The following is a 22,568-nucleotide window of genomic DNA, read 5'->3' as shown; positions in this document are numbered from 1 at the left end:
GTCGGGGGTGTGGGACGCAGGCTCCGGCGCTCGTCCCCGGTCGCGGTACCTCCGGTAGTTGTCGACTATCGGAGGTACCGCGAACCGGAGGGGCCGGCCGTGCGGTCGGTGGGCCTGGTCGGTCGGTACGCGCGGGGGCGGCAGTGTGGTGGATCGCTGAGCACAGGTCTGACCGCGATCCGCCACGCAGGCGCGCGGTCGGTACGCGCCGCGCTGGGCGCGCCGGTGGGCCCGGCGACGTGGTGTCGGCGGGCCTGCCGGTGGTGCGGGGCGGTGCAGGGCTGTCGTCGGATCCGGCTATTCGAGCGCCGTCGTTCCGGTTGGTGTGACGAGGTAGCGGCGGCCTCGGGGGCTGGTCCAGATGAAGCCGTCGGGTGGTTCGTCGGGGTGTGTGGGCCGGTAGCGCCAGCGGCGCTCGTGCTCGTGGCCGTTGGGTGGGTCGCGTGGGTCGGTGCCGAGCGGTGAGGGGTGCGTCTTGGCGCGGTGGTGCAGCCGGCACAGCGGGACGAGGTTGTCGCTGGCTGTGTGACCGCCGGCGTCCCATTCGACGCGGTGGTCGAGGTCGGAGGCCCGTGCTGGGCGGTTGCAGTACGGGAACCGGCAGGTGGGGTGGCGGAGCTGGACCTGCTCGACGAGGCGCTGGGGGATCCGGTAGCTCGGGGTCGTGATGTGCTCGTTGAGGTCGATCACCGGCTTGACCACCACCTGGGTGCTGTCGGTGCGGCACCAGTCGCGGACCTGCTCCGCGGTCACCGTCCGCAGCGCGATGCCGGGCGCGGTGACGGTGGCCAGGTCGATCCCGGTGCCACCGGTGAGCGGGTCGATCCCGATCGACGTCGATGCCAGCGCGGCCTGGGTGAGGTGGACGTGCAGCACGACCTGACGGGCAGCGACCGTCGATGCCTCTGCTCCACCGGTGAGGTCGAGGGCGGTCTGCCTACGGGCGAGCTCACCGACCGCGATCGCCCGTCGCACGTCGAGCGACTCACCCGACCCCAACGCCGCCAGTTCAGCGGCACCACGGGCGACGACCTCCTCGAGATCACGCGCGTCGGCCAGATCCAACTCCCCGGACACGGCGACCGTGCCGCCGACCTGACCGTGCACCCCCAGCGCCTCACGGGCACGGAAGTCGATCGAGAAGAACCGCCCCGCGTCCGCGTCCGCCCGATCCGCCTCGGTGGTCTCGGGGTCGAACCGCGCCGACGCCTCCGCGACCAGCCGATCGATCCCAGCACCCGAGACCGAGTGCGCCACATGAGCGAGGTTGCGGTCTACAAACCCAGCCCCCTCGAACGTCAACGTCCGCGTCGCCCGCGCGATCCGACGAGCCCGCCACACCTGCACCCCACCAGAGGCGACCCGGCCGGCCAGCTGAGGGAGGCGGTGGCGGACCTCGACCGCGTCACCCACCAGCGCACGACCCGCCTCATGCGACAGGCCCATCGCGGTCACCAGCTCCAGGACCGCGAACTCCGACACCAGCGGGGCACCGGGTCCGCCGTACGCCAGCCACCGATCCCCACCCGGCACCGCCGCGAGGTACTCCTCGTCGTCGACCCACATGCCCAAAGGGCCGATCGGGTCACCCACCACTGGGTTGCTGGACGAGCTGCCGCGCAGCACGTCGAGGTGGGCGTCGGCGTAGTCGGCAGCCGCGAAGAACGCGCCCGCCTCGGCAGCGCGTTGGGCCCGCATCGCGTCGGACGCAACAGTCAGCAGCGCAGCCCGTGACGGGCTGTTGGTGTGCTGCTGGGTCCCCCGATCCATACCCCAGATTCTATCCGAACGTGCGTTCGATAACCAGGGTCGCGGATGGATCTGTGGAGAGCGTTTCCGCAGGTCAACACACCACCTGCGCACCCTCCTGCGCGTACCCCATCCGCACCCCAGCCACACCCCGCAGCACAACCCGCAACTCGACGCCCCGAACCGCGGCACAACCCGCAACTCGACGCCCCGAACCGCGGCACAACCCGCAACTCGACGCCCCGAACCGCGGCACAACCCGCAACTCGACGCCCCGAACCGCGGCACAACCCGCAACTCGACGCCCCGAACCGCGGCACAACCCGCAACTCGACGCCCCGAACCGCGGCACAACCCGCAACTCGACGCACGCACTAGGCTCGCGGGCATGTCCGTCGTCAAGATCAACGCCATCTCCGTGCCGCCGCAGGCGGGCGCCGAGCTCGAGAAGCGCTTCGCCGCGCGCGCCGGCACCGTCGAGGGCCAGCCCGGCTTCCTCGGCTTCCAGCTGCTGCGCCCGACGGGCGGGGGCGACACGTACTTCGTGGTCACCCAGTGGGCCGACGAGGAGTCGTTCGCCGCGTGGCGCGACGGCGACGCCCGCGCGGCGCACGCGACGCCCGAGGGCGAGGCACCGCGCAAGCCGGTCGCCACCGGCGCCGAACTGCTCGAGTTCGAGGTCGTCCTCGACGTCACCCCGCAGGGCTGACGGACCCGACCGGTCCGGCTGGGCGGCTCAGCAGCCGCCGCAGCTGTAGAACGTGACGTCCCAGTGGCTGCCCTCGCGGGCGTACTCGTTGCCCGACCCCGCGCGGTAGAGCGCGGCCCCGTCGCCCCGCTCGCCGACGTAGGTGAACGTCGAGGTCACGTAGGACGTCAGGCAGCTGCTCAGCGAGAAGTCGAGCTTGTAGCCGTTGTGGTGGGAGTACGTGCCGTCCGCGTGCCCCACCTCGGTCCCGCCGGTCACGGTCAGCGAGCAGCCCGACGCGCCCGCGAGCGTGACCGCGCCCGAGACGGTGGCCTGCCGGACGCCGTCGAGCGACGTGCAGGTCGGGGTGCCCCGGTCGGTGCACCCGCCCGAGGACGAGATCCCGATCCCGGCCGCCGACAGCTGGGCCGCCGCGTCGGCGTGGGTCAGCGCAGCCGCAGGGCCCGCGGTGGCGACGACGCCCCCGAGCGCCAGGGCCGCAGCCGCGAGCGCTCCCGCGAGGCTGCGCCGGCGCGTACGCCTGCCCGACCGGCTGCCGGTGGACGTGCTGACGGTTCCCGAGATGGCCATGGCGTCATGCAAGCGCGGCGCCCGGGACGCCGGCAACCGTCAACATTTGACGGCTGGCCGTCCGGCCGACCTCAGAGGATGTCGCCGGGCACGTACGCCGCGGCCGCGGGGTGCTCCTCGACGAGCCGCTCCACCTGCGCGACGACGGCCGCGACCTGGGCGCGGGCGGCGCCGGTGAACTCGATCGGGTCGGCGACCAGCGCGTCGATCTGCGGCCGCGTCAGGCCCAGCCGCTCGTCACCGGCGAGGCGCTCGTAGAGGTCGTTGACCGCGAGCCCCTGGCGCATCTCGAGGGCCACGCCGACGGCGTGCTCCTTGATGGCCTCGTGGGCGCTCTCGCGACCGACGCCGTTGCGCACCGCGCTCATCAGCACCTTGGTGGTGGCGAGGAACGGCAGGTAGCGGTCGAGCTCGCGCTGGATCACCGCCGGGAACGCACCGAACTCGTCGAGCACGGTGAGGAAGGTCTGGAAGAGCCCGTCCGTGGCGTAGAAGGCGTCCGGCAGCGCGACGCGGCGCACCACCGAGCAGGACACGTCGCCCTCGTTCCACTGGTCGCCCGCGAGCTCGCCGACCATGGACAGGTGGCCGCGGAGGATCACCGCGAGGCCGTTGACCCGCTCGCACGAGCGCGTGTTCATCTTGTGGGGCATCGCCGACGAGCCGACCTGGCCCTCCTTGAAGCCCTCGGTGACGAGCTCGACGCCGGCCATCAGCCGGATCGTGGTCGCCAGGTTCGAGGGGCCCGCCACGAGCTGCACGAGCGCCGAGACGACCTCGAAGTCCAGCGAGCGCGGGTAGACCTGGCCGACGCTGGTCAGCACGTGGTCGAAGCCGAGGTGCGCGGCGACGCGGTCCTCGAGCTCGGCCAGCTTGTCGGCGTCGCCGCCGAGCAGGTCGAGCATGTCCTGGGCCGTGCCGACCGGCCCCTTGATCCCGCGCAGCGGGTAGCGAGCGAGCAGCTCGGTGATCCGCTGGACCGCGACGAGCACCTCGTCCGCGACCGTCGCGAACCGCTTGCCCAGCGTCGTGGCCTGCGCGGCGACGTTGTGCGAGCGGCCGGCCATGACCGTGGTCTCGTGCTCGGAGGCCAGGCGCGCGAGACGGGCGAGGGTCGCGACGGCGCGCTCGCGCACCAGCTCGAGCGAGGCGCGCACCTGCAGCTGCTCGACGTTCTCCGTCAGGTCGCGCGAGGTCATCCCCTTGTGGATGTGCTCGTGACCGGCGAGGGCGCAGAACTCCTCGATCCGCGCCTTCACGTCGTGGCGGGTGACCCGCTCGCGGGCGGCGATGGAGGCGAGGTCGACCTGGTCGACGACGGCCTCGTACGCCTCCACCACACCGTCGGGCACCTCGACCCCGAGGTCGCGCTGCGCCTTCAGCACGGCGATCCACAGTCGGCGCTCGAGCACGATCTTGTGCTCGGGCGACCAGATGCCGGCGAGGTCGGCGGCGGCGTAGCGGGTGGCGAGGACGTTCGGGACGGTCACGGCCCGCATCCTCCCACGTGGCTCAGGCGCGGACCTCGCCGCGCTCGGCCGCGAGCGCGATGTCGGTGCGGTGCTGCGCGCCGTCGAAGGAGATGCGGTCCACGCCGGAGTACGCCGCCGCGCGGGCCGCCGCGAGCGAGTTCCCGACCGCGGTGACGGTCAGCACCCGTCCGCCGGCCGTGACGACGTCGTCGCCCTCGCGCGCCGTGCCCGCGTGGATGACGTGCACGCCCTCGAGCGCCTCGGCGTCGGCGAGGCCGCTGATCACGTCGCCCTTCGACGAGGTCTCCGGGTAGCCCTTCGACGCCATCACCACGGTCAGCGCGGCACCCGTGCGCCAGCGCGGGGCCGGGACGTCGGCGAGCGTGCCGGTCGCGGCACCGAGCAGCAGCTCGGAGAGCGACGACTCCAGCAGGGCCATCAGGGGCTGCGTCTCGGGGTCGCCGAAACGGGCGTTGAACTCCACCACGCGGGTGCCCCGCGACGTCAGCGCCAGCCCGGCGTACAGCAGGCCCGCGAACGGCGTGCCGCGCCGCGCCATCTCGTCGACGGTCGGCTGCAGGACGTCGCGACGCACCTCCTCGACGAGGCCCTCGGGCGCCCAGTCGAGCGGGGTGTACGCCCCCATGCCCCCGGTGTTGGGGCCCTCGTCGCCGTCGAAGATCCGCTTGAAGTCCTGCGCGGGCTGCAGCGGGTGCACCGTGACGCCGTCGGTGATGGCGAACAGCGAGACCTCGGGACCGTCGAGGTACTCCTCGATCACGACCCGCTCGCACTGCCCGGCGTGGGTCAACGCCTCCTCGCGGTCCTCGGTGACCACGACGCCCTTGCCCGCGGCCAGGCCGTCGTCCTTGACCACGTAGGGCGCGCCGAACTCGTCGAGCGCGGCCGCGGCCTCCTCGGGCGTGGTGCAGACGTACGCCTTCGCCGTCGGCACGCCGGCCGCCGCCATCACGTCCTTGGCGAACGCCTTCGAACCCTCCAGCTGGGCGGCCTCCTTCGAGGGCCCGAAGCAGGCAATGCCCGCCTCCCGCACGGCGTCGGCGACGCCCGCGACCAGCGGGGCCTCCGGTCCCACCACGACCAGGTCGACCGCGAGGCGCTGCGCGAGCGCGGCCACCGCGGCCGGGTCCATGGGGTCGACGGCGTGCAGCGACGCGACGTCCGCGATGCCGGGGTTGCCCGGCGCGGCGTGCACCTCGGCCACCCCCGGGTCGAGGGACAGGGCGCGGGCGAGCGCGTGCTCGCGGCCGCCGGTGCCGATGACGAGGGTCTTGAGGGGCGTGCGCGCGGTGTCCGTCACGGGCGCTGATCCTAACCGGCGCGGACGGGGCGCTCCGTGGCCGTGCCGTCGGCGGACCCGTGCGCACCCGGCGCGTCCACCGGCTCGTCGGGGGCGACGCCGCGCACCCGCAGGCCGAGCAGGCCGGCGGCGGTGCAGGCGACGGCGACCAGCACGAGGAACGGGGCCAGCACGTCCTCGGCCCCCCACACGGTCGCGGCCCACCCGGCGAGCAGGGTCGGCACGACCATCGCGGTGTAGGCCAGCACGTAGAACGCCGACATCACCTCGCCGCGGTGGCCGGCCGGCACGACCTGCCCCAGGTGGCGCAGGGAGGCGCCGAACGCCAGCCCGAAGAAGACGCCCAGCACGGCCGAGGTCGCCAGGAGCACGACCGGGTCGCCCAGCGCGACCGCCCCGATGCACAGCAGCAGGCTCGCGGCGGTGCCCAGGTCGCCGACCACTGCCGCCGACCGGGCCGCGAACCGGGCGCCGACGGCCTGACTCAGGGCGGCGACGCCGGCGGAGATGGCCACGACGGAGCCGCCGAACGCGAGGTTGGTCGTGCCGACGGCGTGGGCGGCGATGGTCGGGAACAGCGAGAGGAAGACACCCAGCACCGACCAGGCGGCCATGACGCCCAGGGCGGAGAACCGGAAGTCGGGGCGGATCGCGGCGGGCACGCGCGGTCGCGCGACGTTGAGGCGTACCGCCCGGTCCTGCGTGTGCGGCTCGCGCATCGCGAGCACCGCGACGGCGCCGAGCAGGGTGAGGACCGCGAGCACGACGTACGGCGTGACCAGCGGCGCGGGACCGAGCTCGGCGTCGAGGGAGACCAGCAGCACCGTGACGGCGATGCCCAGGTTGAAGGCGACGCCGGAGTGCAGGCCGGCGCGGGCGCCCGCGTCGGGACGCAGGTCGAGCAGCGCGGCGGACCCGGCCACGACCACGGCGCCGACGCCCCACCCGTGCAGGGCCCGCGCGACCACCAGCGCCACCACGCCGTCCGCCAGGGCGAAGACGACCAGCCCGACGAGGACCAGCACGATCGCGACCAGCAGCACCGGGCGCCGGCCGTACCGGTCCGAGATCGCGCCGGTGACCAGCACGCTGGAGAGTGCGGCCGCGGCGTAGACCGCGAAGACCACCGTCGTGGTGATCGGCGCGAAGCCCCACTGCTCGGCGTAGATGCCGTAGAGCGGCGCCGGCGCGCCGGAAACCCCGAGCATCACGGCGGTGAGCACGAGGACGGCCGGGTACGGCCAGCGCGGGGTCGGCACGGGGTTCCTCCTGGGCGTTCCGTCGGCGGGCCGAAGTAGTTGCAGGCTACAGCGGTTCCGCCGACGGTCCCCCGTCCGTCCGGAGAGCGGCCGGGCGGGGGCCGGGGGGCGTCAGGCCGGGCGTCGGGCCCGGCGTCAGGCCGGGTTGACCACGATCGTCTGCTCGCGGCCCGGGCCCACGCCGACGCCCCAGAACGGCGCGCCGGACAGCTCCTCGAGCGCCTTGACGTAGGTCTGCGCGTTCTTCGGCAGCTCCTCGAACGTCCGGCAGCCCGAGATGTCGGTCTTCCAGCCGTCGAAGAACTCGTAGACCGGCTTCGCGTGGTGGAAGTCCGTCTGCGTCGCCGGCATCTCCTCGACCCGCTGGCCGTCGATCTCGTAGGCCACGCAGACCGGGATCCGGTCCCAGTGGTCGAGCACGTCGAGCTTGGTCAGGAAGAACTCGGTGAGGCCGTTGACCCGGGTCGCGTAGCGGGCGATGACGGAGTCGTACCAGCCGCAGCGGCGCGTGCGTCCGGTCGAGACGCCGATCTCGCCGCCGATGCGCTGCAGCGCCTCGCCGTCGGCGTCGAACAGCTCGGTCGGGAAGGGCCCCGAGCCGACGCGCGTGGTGTACGCCTTGATCACGCCGACCACGCGGTCGATCCGGGTCGGGCCGACGCCGCCGCCGACGCAGACGCCGCCGGCGACCGGGTTGGAGGACGTCACGAACGGATAGGTGCCGTGGTCGACGTCGAGCATGGTGGCCTGGGCGCCCTCGAAGAGCACCGTCTTGCCCTCGTCCAGCGCGCGGTTGAGCAGCAGGGACGTGTCGGCGACCATCGGCCGCAGGCGCTCGGCGTACCCCGTCAGCTCCTCGACGACCGCCTCGACCTCGATGGCGCGCCGGTTGAACACCTTGGTCAGCAGGTGGTTGCGCTGCTCGAGCGCGGCGGTGACCTTCTGCGTCAGGATCTTCTCGTCGAACAGGTCCGCGATCCGCACGCCGACGCGGTTGACCTTGTCGGCGTAGGCCGGGCCGATGCCGCGCCCGGTCGTGCCGATCTTGTTGTTGCCGAGGAAGCGCTCGGTGACCTTGTCGATCGTCGAGTGGTAGGACGCGATCACGTGTGCGTTCGCCGAGACGACGAGGTCGGCGACCTCGACTCCCTCCGCGACCAGTCCGTCGAGCTCGCGGAACAGCGCCTCGGGCGAGACGACGACGCCGTTGCCGATCACGCACGTCGCGCCCTTGGTGATGATGCCGCTGGGCAGCAGGTGGGTCGCGAACTTCCTGCCGTCCACGACGATGGTGTGGCCGGCGTTGTGCCCGCCGCTCGTGCGGACGACGTAGTCGATGTCGTCCGTCGTGTTGAGCAGGTCGGTCGCCTTGCCCTTGCCTTCGTCGCCCCACTGGGCCCCGAGGATGATGATCGCGGGCATCGCAGCCCTCTCGTCGTCGTGGTGGGTCGTGCACGGTCCGTGCCCAACACAGGAGCCCCGACGCTTCGGCTGCGGCGCCGAGTCGACCAGGGCTCTTGCGACGTCACGCTACCAAAGTGCCGTCGCAACCCGCCCGTTCCGCGGAGCGCCGGGGACGTCCGGGAGTGGCCGGGTAGGGTCGCGGGCGATGGACCCGCTCCTCGTCATCACGAACGCGGCCGCCGGCACCTCCGACGAGGAGACGCTCGAGCAGGCCCTCCTCGTGCTGCGCGAAGAGGCCTCCGTCGAGGTCGCCGCGACCTCCAACCCCGGCGAGCTGGACGGGGTCCTGCACCGGGCCGGGTCGCGCACCATCGTGGTCGCCGGCGGCGACGGCTCCCTGCACGCCGTGGTCAACGCGCTGCACCGGCGCAACGAGCTCAAGGGCCGGGTGCTCGGGCTGCTGCCCCTCGGCACCGGCAACGACTTCGCCCGCGGCGCGGGCATCCCGCTGGAGATCGAGGACGCCGCCAAGGCGCTCGTCGACGGCGAGGTACGCCCCGTGGACCTGCTCCTCGACGAGCTCGGCGGCGTCGTCACCAACAACGTGCACGTCGGCGCGGGCGCCCAGGCGAGCCGCCGCGGGGCGCGCTGGAAGAAGCGCCTGGGCAAGGTCGGCGTCGGCAAGGTCAACCTGGGCCGCGTCGGCTACCCGATCGGGGCGGCGCTCGCCGCGGTCGACCCGCCGCACCTGCGCCTGCACGTCGAGATCGACGGCGAGACCGTCGCCGACCTGGACCGGCCCGTGCTGATGGTCGCGGTCGGCATCGGCAGCAGCGTCGGCGGCGGCGCCGAGCTCACCCCGCTCGCCGAGGTGGGCGACGGCAAGGCCGACGTGATGGTCAGCTTCGCGACGTCGCCGATGGCGAAGCTGGGCTACGTCGCCGCCCTCACCACCGGCCGGCACCCCGAGCGCGAGGACGTGCTCTACCGGCGCGCCTCGAACGTGACCGTGGCCGGCGAGGAGTTCTGGTGCGCGGCCGACGGCGAGCTGTCCGGCCCCGAGCGTCACCGCAGCTGGCGGGTCGAGCCGGCGGCGTACACGATGCTGCTCCCCCGCGGCTGAGTCCTCGCCCGAGTCCTCGGCCCGGGCCTCAGCCGAGCGTCGCCCGCGCCTCGTCGATCCGCTCGACCAGCATCTCCGCGGCCGTCTCGACGTACGTCGCGGTCACGTGACCGACCGCGTCGCGGTAGACGGTGACGCCGCCGATGGTCGAGGGGCACTCGTCCTCGGTGCAGTACATGTCGAGCACGTCGACGTACGCGGCGCCGGGCGTCCGCTCGACCGCCTCCTCGAGCGGGTCGGCGGGCTGCAGGGCCGTGTCGCGGGGCGTGCCGCAGTCGTCCTCGCGGGGGTCGTAGCCGACCCGCGCGACGCAGGCCAGCGCCTCCTCGGTGGGCGTGGGGGCGTCGCCGATCGCGACCACCTCGGTGCCCAGCGCGACCGCGGGGGCCCAGGCGTCGGCGTACGAGCCCGGGACGTCGTCCCCGTCGACGGCCCACCGCGCCGCGGTGGTGAGGACGAGGTCGTAGGGGTCGTCGGCGTCGGTGAGGGCGTCCTGCACCTGCTCCATCACCTCGGCGCAGTCGGGGCCGCCGGTGCGCCATTGGCAGCCGTACCCGACGTACGTCTCGACCCGCCAGCCGCGCTCGACCAGCAGCGGTCGCAGCGCGGGCAGCAGCATCGCGGCGTGGCTGTCCCCCACGACCGCGACGCGCACGTCGGCGTCCTCGGGCCCGTAGCCGCACGTCGCGATCGGACCGTCCTGCTCGCGCCAGCAGTCGTACCCGATCCCCGTGTCCTCGGCGACCGCGTCGGCCGCCGGGACCACCTCGCCGGTCAGGTCGTCGGTCGTGCAGTCGTTGAACAGGTACGCCACGCCGGCGCACCCGCCGCTGGCCACGTCGTCGATGCTGCCCCGGTCGACCTGGCGGGTCAGGCCCCAGGCGGCGGCCGCCCCGGCCACCAGCGCGACCGTGAGGGTCCAGGCCGCGACCACCCGCGTCTGGCGGTGCCAGGTCATCCGCTTCGTCATCCACGGCGAGCGGCGCAGCGGGTCCTCGACGAGGTGGTACGAGGCCACCGAGAGCGCCGCGGTCAGCGCGAAGGCGACCAGCACGTAGGTGACCGAGCGCTCCGGCATCACGGCCAGCAGCAGGATCGCGACCGGGAAGTGCCACAGGTAGAGCGAGTAGGAGATGTCGCCGACGTAGGTGAAGACCCGGTTCGTGAGCACGGGCACCCGCACGTCGAACGACGCCGGCTGGCCGGCGCCGGCGACCAGCACGAGCGCCGTGGACAGCACCGGCAGCAGCGCGCCCGGCGCGGGGAACGTCGTGGCGTCCGAGATCACGAACCAGCTCAGGACGATGCCGGCGACTCCGACCCACGACAGCACCGGCGCCAGCGCGGCCGGCACGCGACGCGTGGTCTGGTGCAGCACCACCGCGACCAGCGCGCCGATGCCGAGCTCCCAGGCCCGCGACAGCGTCGAGAAGTACGCGTACGTCGGGTTGGCGACGCTCTCGTGCACGGCCCAGGCGAGGCTGGCCACGATCGCGACGGCGATGAAGCCGCCGATGGCGAGCCCACGGCGACGCGCGCTGGTCCGGCCCACCGGCAGCAGCGCGAGGATCGCGATGATCACGAGCGGCCAGACGACGTAGAACTGCTCCTCGACCGACAGCGACCAGTAGTGCTGCAGGGGCGAGGGCGGCTGGCCGGCGGCGAAGTAGTCGGTGCCGACGGCGGCGAGGCGCCAGTTGACGGTGAAGAACGCGGCGAAGATGCCGTCCCAGGCCACCTCGACCGCGCGGGTGCGGGGCAGCAGGTAAGCGGCGGTGAGCACCGTCACGCCCAGCACCAGCAGCGCGGCCGGCATCAGCCGCTTGATCCGGCGGCGGTAGAAGCCGACCAGCGAGACGCGGCCGCTGCGGTCGGCCTCGCGCAGCATCAGCCCGGTGATGAGGAAGCCGGAGATCACGAAGAACACGTCGACGCCCACGAAGCCGCCCGACGGCGACCCGATCACGTGCTCGGCGATCACGCTGCCGACGGCGAACGCCCGCAGTCCCTGGATGTCGCGTCGGGCGGAGTCCCGGGGGACGGCGCCCGGGTGGGGGGCGCTCCGCTCGGTGCGGACGGGCTCGCTCACAAGCAGGGACTCCTTCGGGACGGATCGCGGGCGAGTGTAGGCAAGCGGGCCCCTGGACGCCGATTCGTGCACCGTACGATCGGCGCGTGGACACCGAGGTCGACTACCTGCCGTCGCGCGACAAGACCGTGGACGTGCTGGGCGTGCCGGTCTTCCGCTGGCTCCCGCAGCGCCACGCCGAGGCCCCCGACGAGCAGCCGGAGAACTTCGGCGACTCGCTCGCCCTGGTCGTCGTCGAGGCCGCGCTGCGCCACCTCGGCGTCGAGCGGCCCGTCGACCGCTCGCGGCGCCTGCTCTCGATCGGCTCGGTGCTGCAGTACGCCCGCGCCGGCGACGTCGTCTGGGGCACCGGCATCAACGGCAAGGTCACCCAGGACCCCGTCGGGACGGACGTCCTCGACGTCCGGGCCGTCCGCGGGCCCCTGACCCGCGCCCGTCTCGCGGAGCTCGGCGTGTGGGCCCCCGAGGTCTACGGCGACCCCGCCCTGCTGCTGCCCCACCTCTTCCCCGAGACCCGCGCCTGGGCCGGGGAGAAGAAGCGGCGCCGCGTGATCGTGCCCAACCTGCACGACTGGCCGACGTACGCCGAGCACCCCGACGCGGTCTCCCCCTACCTGCCGCCGATGGACGTCGTGCGGGAGATCGCCTCCGCCGAGCTCGTGGTGGCCTCCTCCCTGCACGGCCTGATCGTCGCCGACGCCCTCGGCGTCCCCGCGCGGCCGCTCCAGCCGCAGGCGGAGGACCGGTTCAAGTACGACGACTACGCCCGCGGCACCGGACGCGACCCGTTCGAGCTGGCCGCCGACCTCGACGCGGCCGACGCCCTCGGCCCGGTGCCCGCGCCCGACTGGGACCCCGCACCCCTCCTCGACGCCTTCCCCGCGTTCCTGTGGCGCGAGCCGTCCAGCACGCTCGTGGTCGTCGCCGACGCCGACGCGCCCCGCGTCGGCGCGACCCTCGACTCCGCCCTCGCACCGGCCCTGGGCCGCGCCCCCGACCCGGTCCTCGACGGCCGCACCGACGACGAGCGCGAGGTCGTGGTGGTGCTCCAGGGCGAGGCCCCCGAGGTGGAGGCGCTCGTGCGGGCCCGCGCCGCCGACGACGACCGGATCCGCGTCGTCGGCTCCGGCGCCCGCCCGCGGGGCGAGGCGATGAACGTCGGCGTGGCCCACGCCCGGGGGGCCTACCTCGGGTTCGTCGACGGCGACGACACGGTCGACGTCGACGGGCGGCGCGCGCTGGAGCAGTCGCTGCGCGCCACCGGCTCGCAGATCGCGGTCGGCCGCACCCGTGTCACGAGCGCGGCCGGCGCCGTCACCGAGCACCGCCCGACGTTCTTCGACACCGAGCCGCGCCGCACCACGCTCGCCGAGGTGCCCGACCTCGTCGACGTGCGACGGGCCGGGGCGTACCTCTTCGACACCGACGCCTACCGCGACCACGACCTGTACTTCCGCGACGACGACACCGCCACGGCCCTGCAGCCGCTCGCGGTCGCGCTGCGCAAGGCCACCGCGATCGACGTCGTCGACCGCGTCGTCCTGCACCACCAGGAGCGGCCGCCGCTCGCCGACCCCGCGGAGGCGCTCGCGCGTCTCACCGCCTACGTCGGCGTCGAGGCCGACAGCCACCGGGCGCTGTGGTCCGAGCGCGACGACGACGTGCACCGCGCCTACAGCCACGTGGTCGTGCGCCGCACCCTGCCGACGCAGCTGCGCCGCGCCGTCGCGCTCCTCGGCGACACCGGTAGCACCGGCGGCACCGACGGACCTCGCCTCGCCGACGGCCTCGACCCGGCCGCCCTGGCCGACCTGACCGATCGGGCGGCCGACATGGTGGGCCGGCTCTCCGTGCTGGCCCTGCTCGCCTGCCGGCCCGAGCAGCGCCGGGTGCCCGCCCTGCTGGCGTCCGGGCACGTCGCCGCGGCCCTCGCCGCCGCGGCGGACCCCGACGGCGCGGGGCGCCGCGCCCCGGACCTGAGCAGCGGCGAGCTGGTCGCGGCCGCCCTCGCGCTGGACGAGCGCTTCGGGCGGGGCCACCCGCTGGTCGCGACGCTCGCGACCGACGCCGTGGACCGCCTGCGTCTCGAGCTGCGCACCACCACGGCCGGTACCGCCTGGCCGCTGGTGCGGCCCGTGCTGGACCTCGACCAGGTCGTCCCGCCCTCCGAGGAGGACGGGACGCGGCTCGTGGCTCCGCACCTCGACCCGCTCTTCACCGCCGCCGCGGGCGGCGACGTGGCCGGCGCCGTGCTGCTCACCCTGGGCGGCGAGGACGTCCGCATCGACCGGGTCGTCAAGGCCGGGCCGGTCTGGTTCCTGCGCGGCTCCGTGCACCCGTGCGTCGAGGGCCTGCAGCTCGAGGCGCGCGTGGGCACCGGGCACCGGGCGTCGGCGCCCGTGCGTCTCGGCGCTCCCGTCGCGGGACCCGGCACCCGCCGCACCTGGACGGCCACCGTGCCCGCGGTGCTCCCGGGCTCCGGCGTGCTGCGCCTGGCCGCGGCGGGCACCTCGCACACCGCTCCGGTGACGGTGCGCGACGGCGCCGCCGGCAACGTGGTGGAGTCGACGCCCTCGGGCGGCACCTACGTGCGCGTCGGGGCCGGTCCGCTCGGCCGCGTCACGCGGCGTGTGGCCCGCAAGGGCCTGCGGACCGTGGCCGCGCGCCTGCGCTGAGGCGACGGCGGAAGGATCGGTACGCCCTTCAGTCGCCGCGGACGTTCGCCCGCACGGCGTCCGCGACCGGCACCGCACCGCCGTCGAGCTCCAGGATCTGGCGCCGCACGCGCGGCTCGGCGAGCAGGGCCGCCACGACCGCCGCCACGTCGGCGCGTGGCACCTGTCCGTGCAGCTCGGCCGGGCCCAGCGAGACGGCCCCGGTGCCCGGGTCGTCGGTGAGCAGCGCCGGGCGCAGCACCACCCAGTCGAGGTCGCTGCGGGTGACCGCGACGTCGGCCTGCTTCTTCACCGCGAAGTAGAGCTCGACCTCGTCGTCGAGGTCCCGCTCGCGCCAGGACTCGGGGAGCACGGAGACGAGCAGGAACCGCGACACCCCGGCCCGGCGGCACGCCTCCAGGGTGGTCGTCACGGCCTCGCCGTCCACCGCCCGCGTGACGGCGGCGGCGCCTCCGTTGGAGCCGGCGGCGAACACGACGGCGTCGGCTCCGGCGACCAGGTCGCGCAGCGCGTCGGCGTCCGCGGTCGCGAGGTCGCCGACGACCGTCTCGACGCCGCGCGCCCGCAGGGCGTCCTGCTGCTCGGCGGTGCGCACGAGCCCGCGCACCGTGTCGCCACGGGCCACGAGCAGGTCGGCCAGGAGGCCGCCGACGGCCCCGCTGACCCCCAGCACCACGACGTCCATGCCCGCCATCCCCTCGTCGCCTCGGCTGGAGCCCGTCAGCGCCGCACGACGCGGCGGGCCACGCGTACGCCCGTGCGCACGCCCTTGCGCGCGCCCGCCTCGAGCTGGCGCCGCTCGACGCGGCGGGCGGCGGCCACGAGGTGACGCGGACGCACGTGGCGCGCGGTGCGGGCCAGCTCGCCGAGACCGGCCCGCGGGCCGTCCTTGCGGAAGGCGCGGACGGTCTTGCGCAGCCGACGCTCGACCGACATCGAGGACGCCTCGCGGGCCTCGAGGCCGCGGGCGGCCGCGCGTAGCATCGCCGGGTGCGGGTAGACGCCGTCGAGGAGTCGACGCACCGGGCCCCGCAGCGCGCCGGCGATCCCGGCGGCGTCGCGGAAGGCCAGCGCACGGTCGAAGAGGTCGCGCACCTGCTCGTCCGACAACGCGTACGGCGTCTCGACCAGCGGCTGCAGGAACACCCGCTCGAGCACCTCGCCCAGCGGCTGCGCGAGCGCGCGGTCGGAGTGCGCGATGCCGCTCACGACGCCGAGCACGTCGGGGCGCGTGAGCTGCTCGGCCGCGTGCGGACCCGTGGCGCCGACGACGGCGCGCGCCAGGCCCCAGGCGCGGCGGACGACGAGCTGGTAGACGAGCCGCTGGAACGCGGGCAGCCCTCGCAGCGAGGCGGCCGGGGCGCCCGTGACCAGCTCGACCAGCAGCTGGCGGACCTCGTCGAACTCCGGCTCGTCGCGCTCGAGCGCCACGACGCCGTGCGCCCAGATGTCGAACTGCAGGATGCCGGCGTAGAACTGCTTCAGCACCCCCGCGTCGTCGAGGCGGCGCACCGCCGCCACGCAGGCGAGCTCCTGCGTGAAGTGGTCGCGCAGGGCGCCCGGCTGGTGCTTGCCGCTGGTCATCGAGGTGGTGCCGACGCGCCGGCGGTACGCGTAGACCGGCGTCGGCACGACGTCGAACTCCAGCGCGCAGTACGCCTCCGTCATCGCCAGGATGTCGTTGGAGCGGCGCGAGGTGGCGAACTCCAGCTCGAGCGCCTCCCACGAGGAGCGGCGCACCACCCGGTTCCAGCAGACCCGGTCGCGCAGCAGCCGCGGGTCGTCGCGGATCGTCAGGCCCGTGCGCACACGGTCGTAGACGCGCAGGCTCTGGTCGCGCGAGGTCAGGCGCTGCGGCTCGACGACGACGTGGTTGCCGACGACCATCTCGGCGCCCGTCGCGTCGGCCTGGTCGACCAGCACCCGGTACGCGTCGCGGGGCACGACGTCGTCGCCGTCGGCGAAGGCGAGGAAGTCGCCCCGCGCCAGCGAGACGCCGTGGTTGCGGGCGGTCGCGCCGCCCGCGCCGGGGTTGCGCTCGAGGCGTACGCGCGGGTCGGTCGCCGCGAGCGCGGCGACCTGGTCGGGGGTGTCGTCCTGCGAGCCGTCGTCGACGACGATGAGCTCCCACGAGGCCATCGACTGGCCCCGGATCGACTCCATCGTCTCCCCGATCCACTCGCCCACGTCGCGGACGGGCATGATCACGGAGACGCGCGGGGTGTCGGTGGCGCCTGCTGCCGCGGCGTCCCCGGTGGGGCTCATGAACTCGCACTCCTAGACTTGACGACCACTCGATCCGACGGAGGAAAGACCGACCCGATGACTGTCACGTCGTTCCAGCCCCTCGTCAGCATCATAGTTCCGATCTACGGGGTCGAGGACTGGCTGGCGGCGTGCCTCAGCTCGGTGGAGGCGCAGACCTACCCGCACTGGGAGGCGGTGCTGGTCGTCGACGGCTCGCCCGACGGCTCGGAGGCGATCGCCCGCGGCTTCGCGGAGCGCGATCCCCGCTTCGTCGTGCACGTGACGGAGAACGGCGGCCTCGGCGCGGCCCGCAACTTCGGGCTCGACCAGGCCCGCGGCGAGTACGTCTACTTCCTCGACAGCGACGACACCATCACGCCGCCCACCCTGGAGCTGCTGGTCGGGGCGCTGAGCGGCACGGACAGCGAGATCGCCGCCGGCCTCGCGGTCGACACGTACCCCCGCGGCCGCCGCTCGCGCTACTGGACGCACCGCTGCCGGCAGTTCGAGGGCCCGGTCGCGACCCACACGCTCACCGAGATGCCCTCGCTGCTGGACGACCACACGGCGTGGGCGAAGCTGATCCACCGCGATCTCATCGACCGGGTCGGCATGCGCTTCCCCGTCGGGGTGCACTGCGAGGACATCGCGCTGTCGCTGCGCCTGCAGCTCGACGCCACCTCGACCTCGGTCGTGCCGGTCGAGACCTACGAGCACCGCCGCCACGAGCAGACGATCAGCGCCGACTACCTGCGCGCCCGCACGCTGGGCGACTGGCTGCAGGAGGCCGCACGCACCGTCGACATCGTCGTCGAGCACGGCGACGACGCGCTGGTGCGCCACTACGTCGGCAAGCACACGCTGCGCCAGTGGTGGACGCGCGCCGAGCGGGTCACCGACTTCGCCGACGACGACCTGCTGGAGCGGATGGAGACGCTGTCCGCCGCGATGCTGGCCGCACTCGGCGACCGCCCCGACGGGCTGCTGCCGCTGCAGGCCGCCGCCCTGCGCTTCTTCGCCGACCGCGGCGTCAGCCGCCGCTGGTCCTCGCTCGTGGCCACGGGCGGCGCGGCCGGCGACGGCGCGGACGCCGTGTCCCCGCTGCTGCGTCCGCCCAGCGGCTCGAACCCCCGCAACCCCGCCCGGGTGCGCGCCATCGCCAAGGCCGCCCTCGACGCCGTGGCGCTGCTGGACCTCGAGGCCGACGTCGAGGCGGTGCTGGCCGCCGAGCTGCTCGTCAGCCGCGTGCTCGTCCCGCTCGCCGCGCTGCCCGGCGAGGGCACCGCAGCCGCGCTGCTCGACCGTGCCCGGGTGCTCGCCGACGCGCTGCCGCGCGAGGCGTACGCCCGCGTCGTGCGCGCCCCGCTGGCCGGCGACCTGCCGGGCGACGCGGTCGCGGCCGGCTTCCGGACGGTGCTCGCCGACCTCCCGCTGCCCGGCGCCCGGGTGCGCCACGTGCGCTCCGGCGCCCGTGGCACGACGCTGCGCGGCGACCTGGCCACCGGCGGGGCCGACCTGTCCGACGCCCGCTTCGTGGCGCGGGTGCGCTCCGCGGACGGCACCCACCGCACCGTGGCCACGTGGGCGGCGCCCGACGCGCACCGCGACGACCGCCTGCGCTGGCAGGTCGTCGTGCCCGCCTCGAGCACCCCGGTCGAGGTCGACCTGGAGATCGAGCGGCCCTACTTCGGCCGGGTGGCGCTGCCGCTGCACGCCGACGCGGACGTCGCGACCCCCGACGACGTCGAGGTGCTGGGGCGCCGGCCGCTGCGGCTCGTGGGTCGCGACCGCCCCGAGGCGCGCAGCGACGAGCCGGCCACGCCGGCGGGACGCGTCTACACGTTCCCGAACTGGTACAGCAACCCGTACATGACGATGCTGCACCTCGAGGCGCGCGCGTGCGGCTACGACCTGCCCGGCACGGTGCTGCACCACCCGCTGGTCAAGGAGCTGAACGACGAGCGGGCCGGCGGGGTCGTGCACCTGCACTGGCCCAGCCCGGTCACCGAGCAGGCCAAGGACGCCGCCGACGCCGAGCGGCGCGTCGACGAGCTGCTGAGCGCCCTCGAGGGTGCCCGCCGCCGCGGGCGCGGGGTGATCTGGACGGTGCACAACGCGCTGCCCCACGACGCCCGCTTCCCGGCCGCCGCGATCCGCCTGCACCAGGGGCTCGCCGACGCCGCCGACCTCGTGCACCTGCTGACCGACATGACGCTGCCGATCATCGGCGACGCCTACCGCGTCGACCCCGCGAAGACGCGGCTGCTGGTGCACTCCAGCTACATCGGGGTCTACGGCGCGGCCGTCGACCCCGCCGTGGCCCGCGCCGAGATCGGCGCCGACCCGGACTCCCGCGCGGTGCTCTTCTTCGGCCAGCTGCGGCCCTACAAGGGGCTCGAGCGGCTCTTCGCCGCCGCGACCGGCCTGCAGGACACCAACCCGGTCGAGCTGCTGCTCGCGGGCAAGCCGGCGCCGGCGCTCGCCCCCGTGCTGCGCGAGGTCGAGGAGGGGCCGGTGCGCGTCACCTCGGCGCTGCGGTTCATCGAGGACGCCGAGGTCGCCACGTGGTTCTCCGCGGCCGACGTGGCGGTGCTGCCGTACCAGAAGGTGCTGAACTCGGGGGCCGCGCACCTCGCCGCGACGTACGGCGTACCCGTCGTCCTGCCGTCCGAGCCGGCGCTGGTCGAGGACCTCGGCCAGGAGCCCTGGGTGCGCTTCTTCGACCCCGACGACGCGGTCGCGACGATCACCGCCCTGCTCGAGGACGACTGGTTCCGCAGCGAGGAAGCGGTCGCGGGTGCGCGGGCCTTCGCGCGCCGACGCTCGCCGGAGGTGATGGCCCGCGGCTTCCTCGACCTGGTCGAGGAGGCCGACGCGCTCGGACGGGCGCGGCTGGGCTGAGGCGGCTCCCGCTCCGGGTGCCGGTCAGATCCAGCCGCGGCGGGCGGCCTCGACGCCGGCCTGGAACCGGGAGTCGGCACCGAGCTCGATGAGCAGCTCGGAGATGCGGCGCCGCACGGTGCGGACGCTGACCCCCAGGGTGCGGGCGATCTGCTCGTCGGCCGCTCCGGAGGCCAGCTGCGAGAGCAGCAGCCGGCGCCCCCGCTCCCGCGACCCGCGCAGGTCGAGGTCGGGCACCGGGAGCGCCCTCTCCCACAGCTGCTCGAAGTAGCGGGCGAGCAGCAGGACGAGGCCGCGCTCGTTGACGGCGAGCAGCCGGTCGGTCGCGTAGCCCGGCATGTGCGGCACCAGGGCGTGGGTCGTGGGGATGACGAACAGGCGGGTCGGCACGTCGGCCAGCACCCGGATCTGCTCCCCCGCCCGGGCCCGGGCCCGCAGCACGTCGGGCGCCTCCTCGAGGGCCCGCGCCGGGTAGAGCGCGCGGCAGATCCGCCCGGCCTCGTGGGCGCGCTCGAGCGCGGCGGTCAGCGCCGGGTGCATCGGCGAGCGCCACTGGTCCGGACGCATGATGAGGAGGTCGCCCGTGCTCTCGTCGATCCACCGCGCGAGAGCCGTGGGCGCCGAGAGGGTGAGCGAGCGGAAGCCGTCGAGCGGCTCCTCGTCCTGCGGCACCGTCGGCGACGGCGCCACCACGTAGGGCACGGTCGCCGCCAGCTCCCGCACCCGCCGCGAGGACTCCTCGATGCGGGCGACCTCGTCCTCCAGCAGGCGCGCCAGCACGAGGGTGCGCGACGGCACCCGCAGCCGGCCCTCGTCGTCGACCGCGACCGCCCCGAGCTCGGCCAGCGGCGCGAGGGTCGCCACGAGGGTCTCGGGCGAGTAGCCGAGCGCGGACGCGGCATCCGCGACCAGCTGCCCGTCGCGTCCGTGCAGACGCCAGTACAGGTCCTCGACCTCGAGGGTCAGCCCGAACTCCGTGAGCACCGCCTGGGTCGTACGTCGGGTCGCCACGCGCCGCAGCATATTCGCTGTGTGGCAACTTCCGGACACTGGCGCTTTCACGCCAGGTGTCCGCATCCAGCCAGTGGAAGGATGTGCCGCGACGCCGACGTCGCGCCGCGGGGGATGCGACGCCTGTCGGGGGACGGGAGTCGGCGTCGGACGAGGGCGCCGTGCCGAGGGGATACGGCGCCCTTCGTCGTGTCCGGGCCGGGACCGGTAGCCTGCCCACGGCCCTCCACCCACCTCAGACGAAGCAGGCGACGACACCGGCATGGCAGCACAGCGCAGCGACTCCCCCGAGCCGACGGACTGGGTGACCCGGGCGGCGGACGACGCGATCCGGCACGCCGGCGGCGACCCGCGCGACCCCGACGTCGCCGCGACGCTGACCGCGGCCGGCACGGTCGTGACCTGCGCCTCCGGCATCAGCCCGTCGGGCCCGATCCACCTCGGCAACCTCCGCGAGTTCCTCACCGTGCACTTCGTGGCCGAGGAGCTGAAGCGGCGCGGGGTGCCCGCGCGCCACCTGCACAGCTGGGACGACTTCGACCGGTTCCGCAAGGTCCCGGCGGGCGTCGACCCGAGCTGGTCCACGCACGTCGGGAAGCCGCTGTCGGCCGTGCCCGACCCGTGGGAGTGCCACCCGTCGTGGGCCGAGCACTTCAAGGCCCCGCTGCGCGACGCCCTGGAGCAGATGGGCGCCACGATGGAGGAGGTGGACCAGACCGAGCGCTACACGGCCGGGGCGTACACCGAGCAGGTCCTCCACGCGCTCGAGCGCCGCGACGCCATCGAGACGATCCTGGCCCGGCACCGCACCAAGAAGCCCGTCGCCGACGACGTCTCCGCCGAGGAGGCCGCCGTCCTCGAGGACTCGGTGGCCGAGGACGACGAGCCGACGCAGACCGGCGACCTCGCGCGGTTCCCGTACAAGCCGTTCTGCCGCACCTGCGGGCGCGACACGGTGACCCTCACGGCGTACGACGACGCCACGACCGACCTCGCGTACACCTGCGACGTCTGCGGCGACTCCCACGTCACGAACGTGCGCACCCAGCACGAGGGCAAGCTGGTCTGGAAGGTCGACTGGCCGATGCGCTGGTCGGTCGAGGGCGTCGACTTCGAGCCGGGCGGCGTGGACCACGCGACGCCGGGCTCCTCGTACACGGTCGGCAAGGACATCGTGAAGCTGTACGACGGGCGCGCGCCCGCGTTCGTCGGCTACTCGTTCGTCGGCGTGGCCGGGATGGCGAAGATGTCGTCGTCCAAGGGCGGCGTGCCGACCGCGGCCGACGCCCTGCGGGTGCTCGAGGCGCCGGTGCTGCGCTGGCTGTACGCCCGCCGCCAGCCCAAGCAGGCCTTCACCGTGGACCTCGGCCCCGAGGTCGTGCGGCTCTACGACGAGTGGGACGCGCTGGGCCGCAAGGCCCGCAACCCCGAGGCCAAGCGCGACGCGGCCGTGCTCGCGTGGGAGCGGGCGTCCGCCACGTCGAGCGCCGGCGTGCTGCCGACGCCCCCGGTCGTCGTGCCGTTCCGCACCCTGTCGTCCATCGCGGACGTCACCGCGGGCAGCGCCGCGCAGATCAGCCGTCTGGTCGGCGACCTCGGCCACGAGCACACCTCGGTGGCCGATCTCGAGCCGCGCCTGACGCGCTCGATCACGTGGACGGCCGACTTCGTGCCCGAGGAGGACCGCACCACCGTGCGGACCACCCCGGACCGCGAGCTGCTGGCCTCCCTGGACGAGACCGAGCGCACCTGGCTCTACCTGTTCATGGAGCACCTGCCGAGCGCCTGGAGCACCGGGACGCCGGACCTCGACCGCGTCACCACGGTCGTCTACGGGGTGCCCAAGCTGGCCCGTGGCCTCGCGCTGGAGGACCAGCCGACGGACGAGGTGAAGGCCGACCAGAAGGCGTTCTTCCGCCTGCTCTACCGCCTGCTCGTGGCGGCCGAGCGCGGTCCGCGCCTGCCCACGCTGATCCTCGCCCTCGGCCTCGACACCGTCTCGGACCTGGTCCGCGGCGCCTGACGGCGCCGCGGACCC

At 74.5% G+C, this 22,568-nt stretch carries 15 protein-coding genes; 5 read left to right on the top strand and 10 right to left on the bottom strand.

Annotation, left to right across the window (positions count from 1 at the left end; translation table 11 throughout):
- Positions 1-297 precede the first annotated feature (297 nt).
- Positions 298-1,770, bottom strand: coding sequence for an HNH endonuclease signature motif containing protein (locus RDV89_RS10380; protein ID WP_315732969.1), 1,473 nt, complete (start codon positions 1,768-1,770; stop codon positions 298-300).
- Between the two features lie 367 nt (positions 1,771-2,137).
- On the opposite strand from RDV89_RS10380, the gene RDV89_RS10375 reads away from it, so the two are divergent.
- Positions 2,138-2,458 (top strand): antibiotic biosynthesis monooxygenase family protein, encoded by a 321-nt coding sequence (locus RDV89_RS10375; RefSeq protein WP_315732968.1) that lies wholly within the window; start codon positions 2,138-2,140, stop codon positions 2,456-2,458.
- 27 nt (positions 2,459-2,485) lie between these two features.
- Here RDV89_RS10375 and RDV89_RS10370 read toward each other — a convergent pair whose 3' ends face one another.
- The 5 genes from RDV89_RS10370 to RDV89_RS10350 all read right to left on the bottom strand — a co-directional run bounded on the left by RDV89_RS10370 (position 2,486) and on the right by RDV89_RS10350 (position 8,502).
- On the bottom strand, positions 2,486-3,028 hold the full coding sequence (locus RDV89_RS10370; protein ID WP_315732967.1) for a hypothetical protein: 543 nt from the start codon (positions 3,026-3,028) through the stop codon (positions 2,486-2,488).
- A 71-nt stretch (positions 3,029-3,099) separates the two neighbouring features.
- Entirely contained in the window at positions 3,100-4,527 is a 1,428-nt protein-coding gene (gene purB / locus RDV89_RS10365) for an adenylosuccinate lyase (protein ID WP_315732966.1), read from the bottom strand.
- Between the two features lie 13 nt (positions 4,528-4,540).
- A complete protein-coding gene (gene purD, locus RDV89_RS10360; protein ID WP_315732965.1) occupies positions 4,541-5,821 on the bottom strand; it encodes a phosphoribosylamine--glycine ligase in 1,281 nt (426 codons plus the stop codon).
- Between the two features lie 11 nt (positions 5,822-5,832).
- Complete coding sequence (locus tag RDV89_RS10355) at positions 5,833-7,080, bottom strand: MFS transporter (RefSeq protein WP_315732964.1); 1,248 nt, start codon at positions 7,078-7,080, stop codon at positions 5,833-5,835.
- A 135-nt stretch (positions 7,081-7,215) separates the two neighbouring features.
- A complete protein-coding gene (locus RDV89_RS10350) occupies positions 7,216-8,502 on the bottom strand; it encodes an adenylosuccinate synthase (RefSeq protein WP_315732963.1) in 1,287 nt (428 codons plus the stop codon).
- Positions 8,503-8,689: 187 nt separating this feature from the next.
- Between RDV89_RS10350 and RDV89_RS10345 the strand changes: the two genes are divergently transcribed.
- Entirely contained in the window at positions 8,690-9,607 is a 918-nt protein-coding gene (locus RDV89_RS10345) for a diacylglycerol/lipid kinase family protein (protein WP_315732962.1), read from the top strand.
- A 28-nt stretch (positions 9,608-9,635) separates the two neighbouring features.
- Here RDV89_RS10345 and RDV89_RS10340 read toward each other — a convergent pair whose 3' ends face one another.
- A complete protein-coding gene (locus RDV89_RS10340) occupies positions 9,636-11,696 on the bottom strand; it encodes an acyltransferase family protein (protein WP_315732961.1) in 2,061 nt (686 codons plus the stop codon).
- Between the two features lie 86 nt (positions 11,697-11,782).
- On the opposite strand from RDV89_RS10340, the gene RDV89_RS10335 reads away from it, so the two are divergent.
- Positions 11,783-14,371 (top strand): polysaccharide pyruvyl transferase family protein, encoded by a 2,589-nt coding sequence (locus RDV89_RS10335; RefSeq protein ID WP_315732960.1) that lies wholly within the window; start codon positions 11,783-11,785, stop codon positions 14,369-14,371.
- 28 nt (positions 14,372-14,399) lie between these two features.
- On the opposite strand, the gene RDV89_RS10330 is transcribed toward RDV89_RS10335, so the two are convergent.
- Both RDV89_RS10330 and RDV89_RS10325 read right to left on the bottom strand, forming a co-directional pair.
- Complete coding sequence (locus RDV89_RS10330) at positions 14,400-15,056, bottom strand: SDR family oxidoreductase (protein ID WP_315732959.1); 657 nt, start codon at positions 15,054-15,056, stop codon at positions 14,400-14,402.
- Positions 15,057-15,091: 35 nt separating this feature from the next.
- The gene (locus tag RDV89_RS10325; protein WP_315732958.1) at positions 15,092-16,636 is read right to left on the bottom strand and encodes a glycosyltransferase; all 1,545 of its coding nucleotides are present in this window, start codon (positions 16,634-16,636) and stop codon (positions 15,092-15,094) included.
- A gap of 57 nt (positions 16,637-16,693) precedes the next feature.
- On the opposite strand from RDV89_RS10325, the gene RDV89_RS10320 reads away from it, so the two are divergent.
- Positions 16,694-19,519 carry a glycosyltransferase gene (locus RDV89_RS10320; RefSeq protein ID WP_315732957.1) on the top strand — a complete coding sequence of 942 codons (2,826 nt, stop codon included), beginning with the start codon at positions 16,694-16,696 and terminating at the stop codon, positions 19,517-19,519.
- A gap of 24 nt (positions 19,520-19,543) precedes the next feature.
- On the opposite strand, the gene RDV89_RS10315 is transcribed toward RDV89_RS10320, so the two are convergent.
- Positions 19,544-20,530, bottom strand: coding sequence for a LuxR C-terminal-related transcriptional regulator (locus tag RDV89_RS10315; RefSeq protein ID WP_315732956.1), 987 nt, complete (start codon positions 20,528-20,530; stop codon positions 19,544-19,546).
- Positions 20,531-20,792: 262 nt separating this feature from the next.
- Here RDV89_RS10315 and lysS point away from each other — a divergent pair, with 262 nt between their 5' ends.
- Positions 20,793-22,553 (top strand): lysine--tRNA ligase, encoded by a 1,761-nt coding sequence (lysS, locus tag RDV89_RS10310; RefSeq protein WP_315732955.1) that lies wholly within the window; start codon positions 20,793-20,795, stop codon positions 22,551-22,553.
- Positions 22,554-22,568 lie beyond the last annotated feature (15 nt).

Source organism: Nocardioides imazamoxiresistens (genome assembly GCF_032378595.1).
Lineage (GTDB): Bacteria > Actinomycetota > Actinomycetes > Propionibacteriales > Nocardioidaceae > Nocardioides > Nocardioides imazamoxiresistens.
This window is presented reverse-complemented; position numbering and strand designations above follow the sequence as displayed.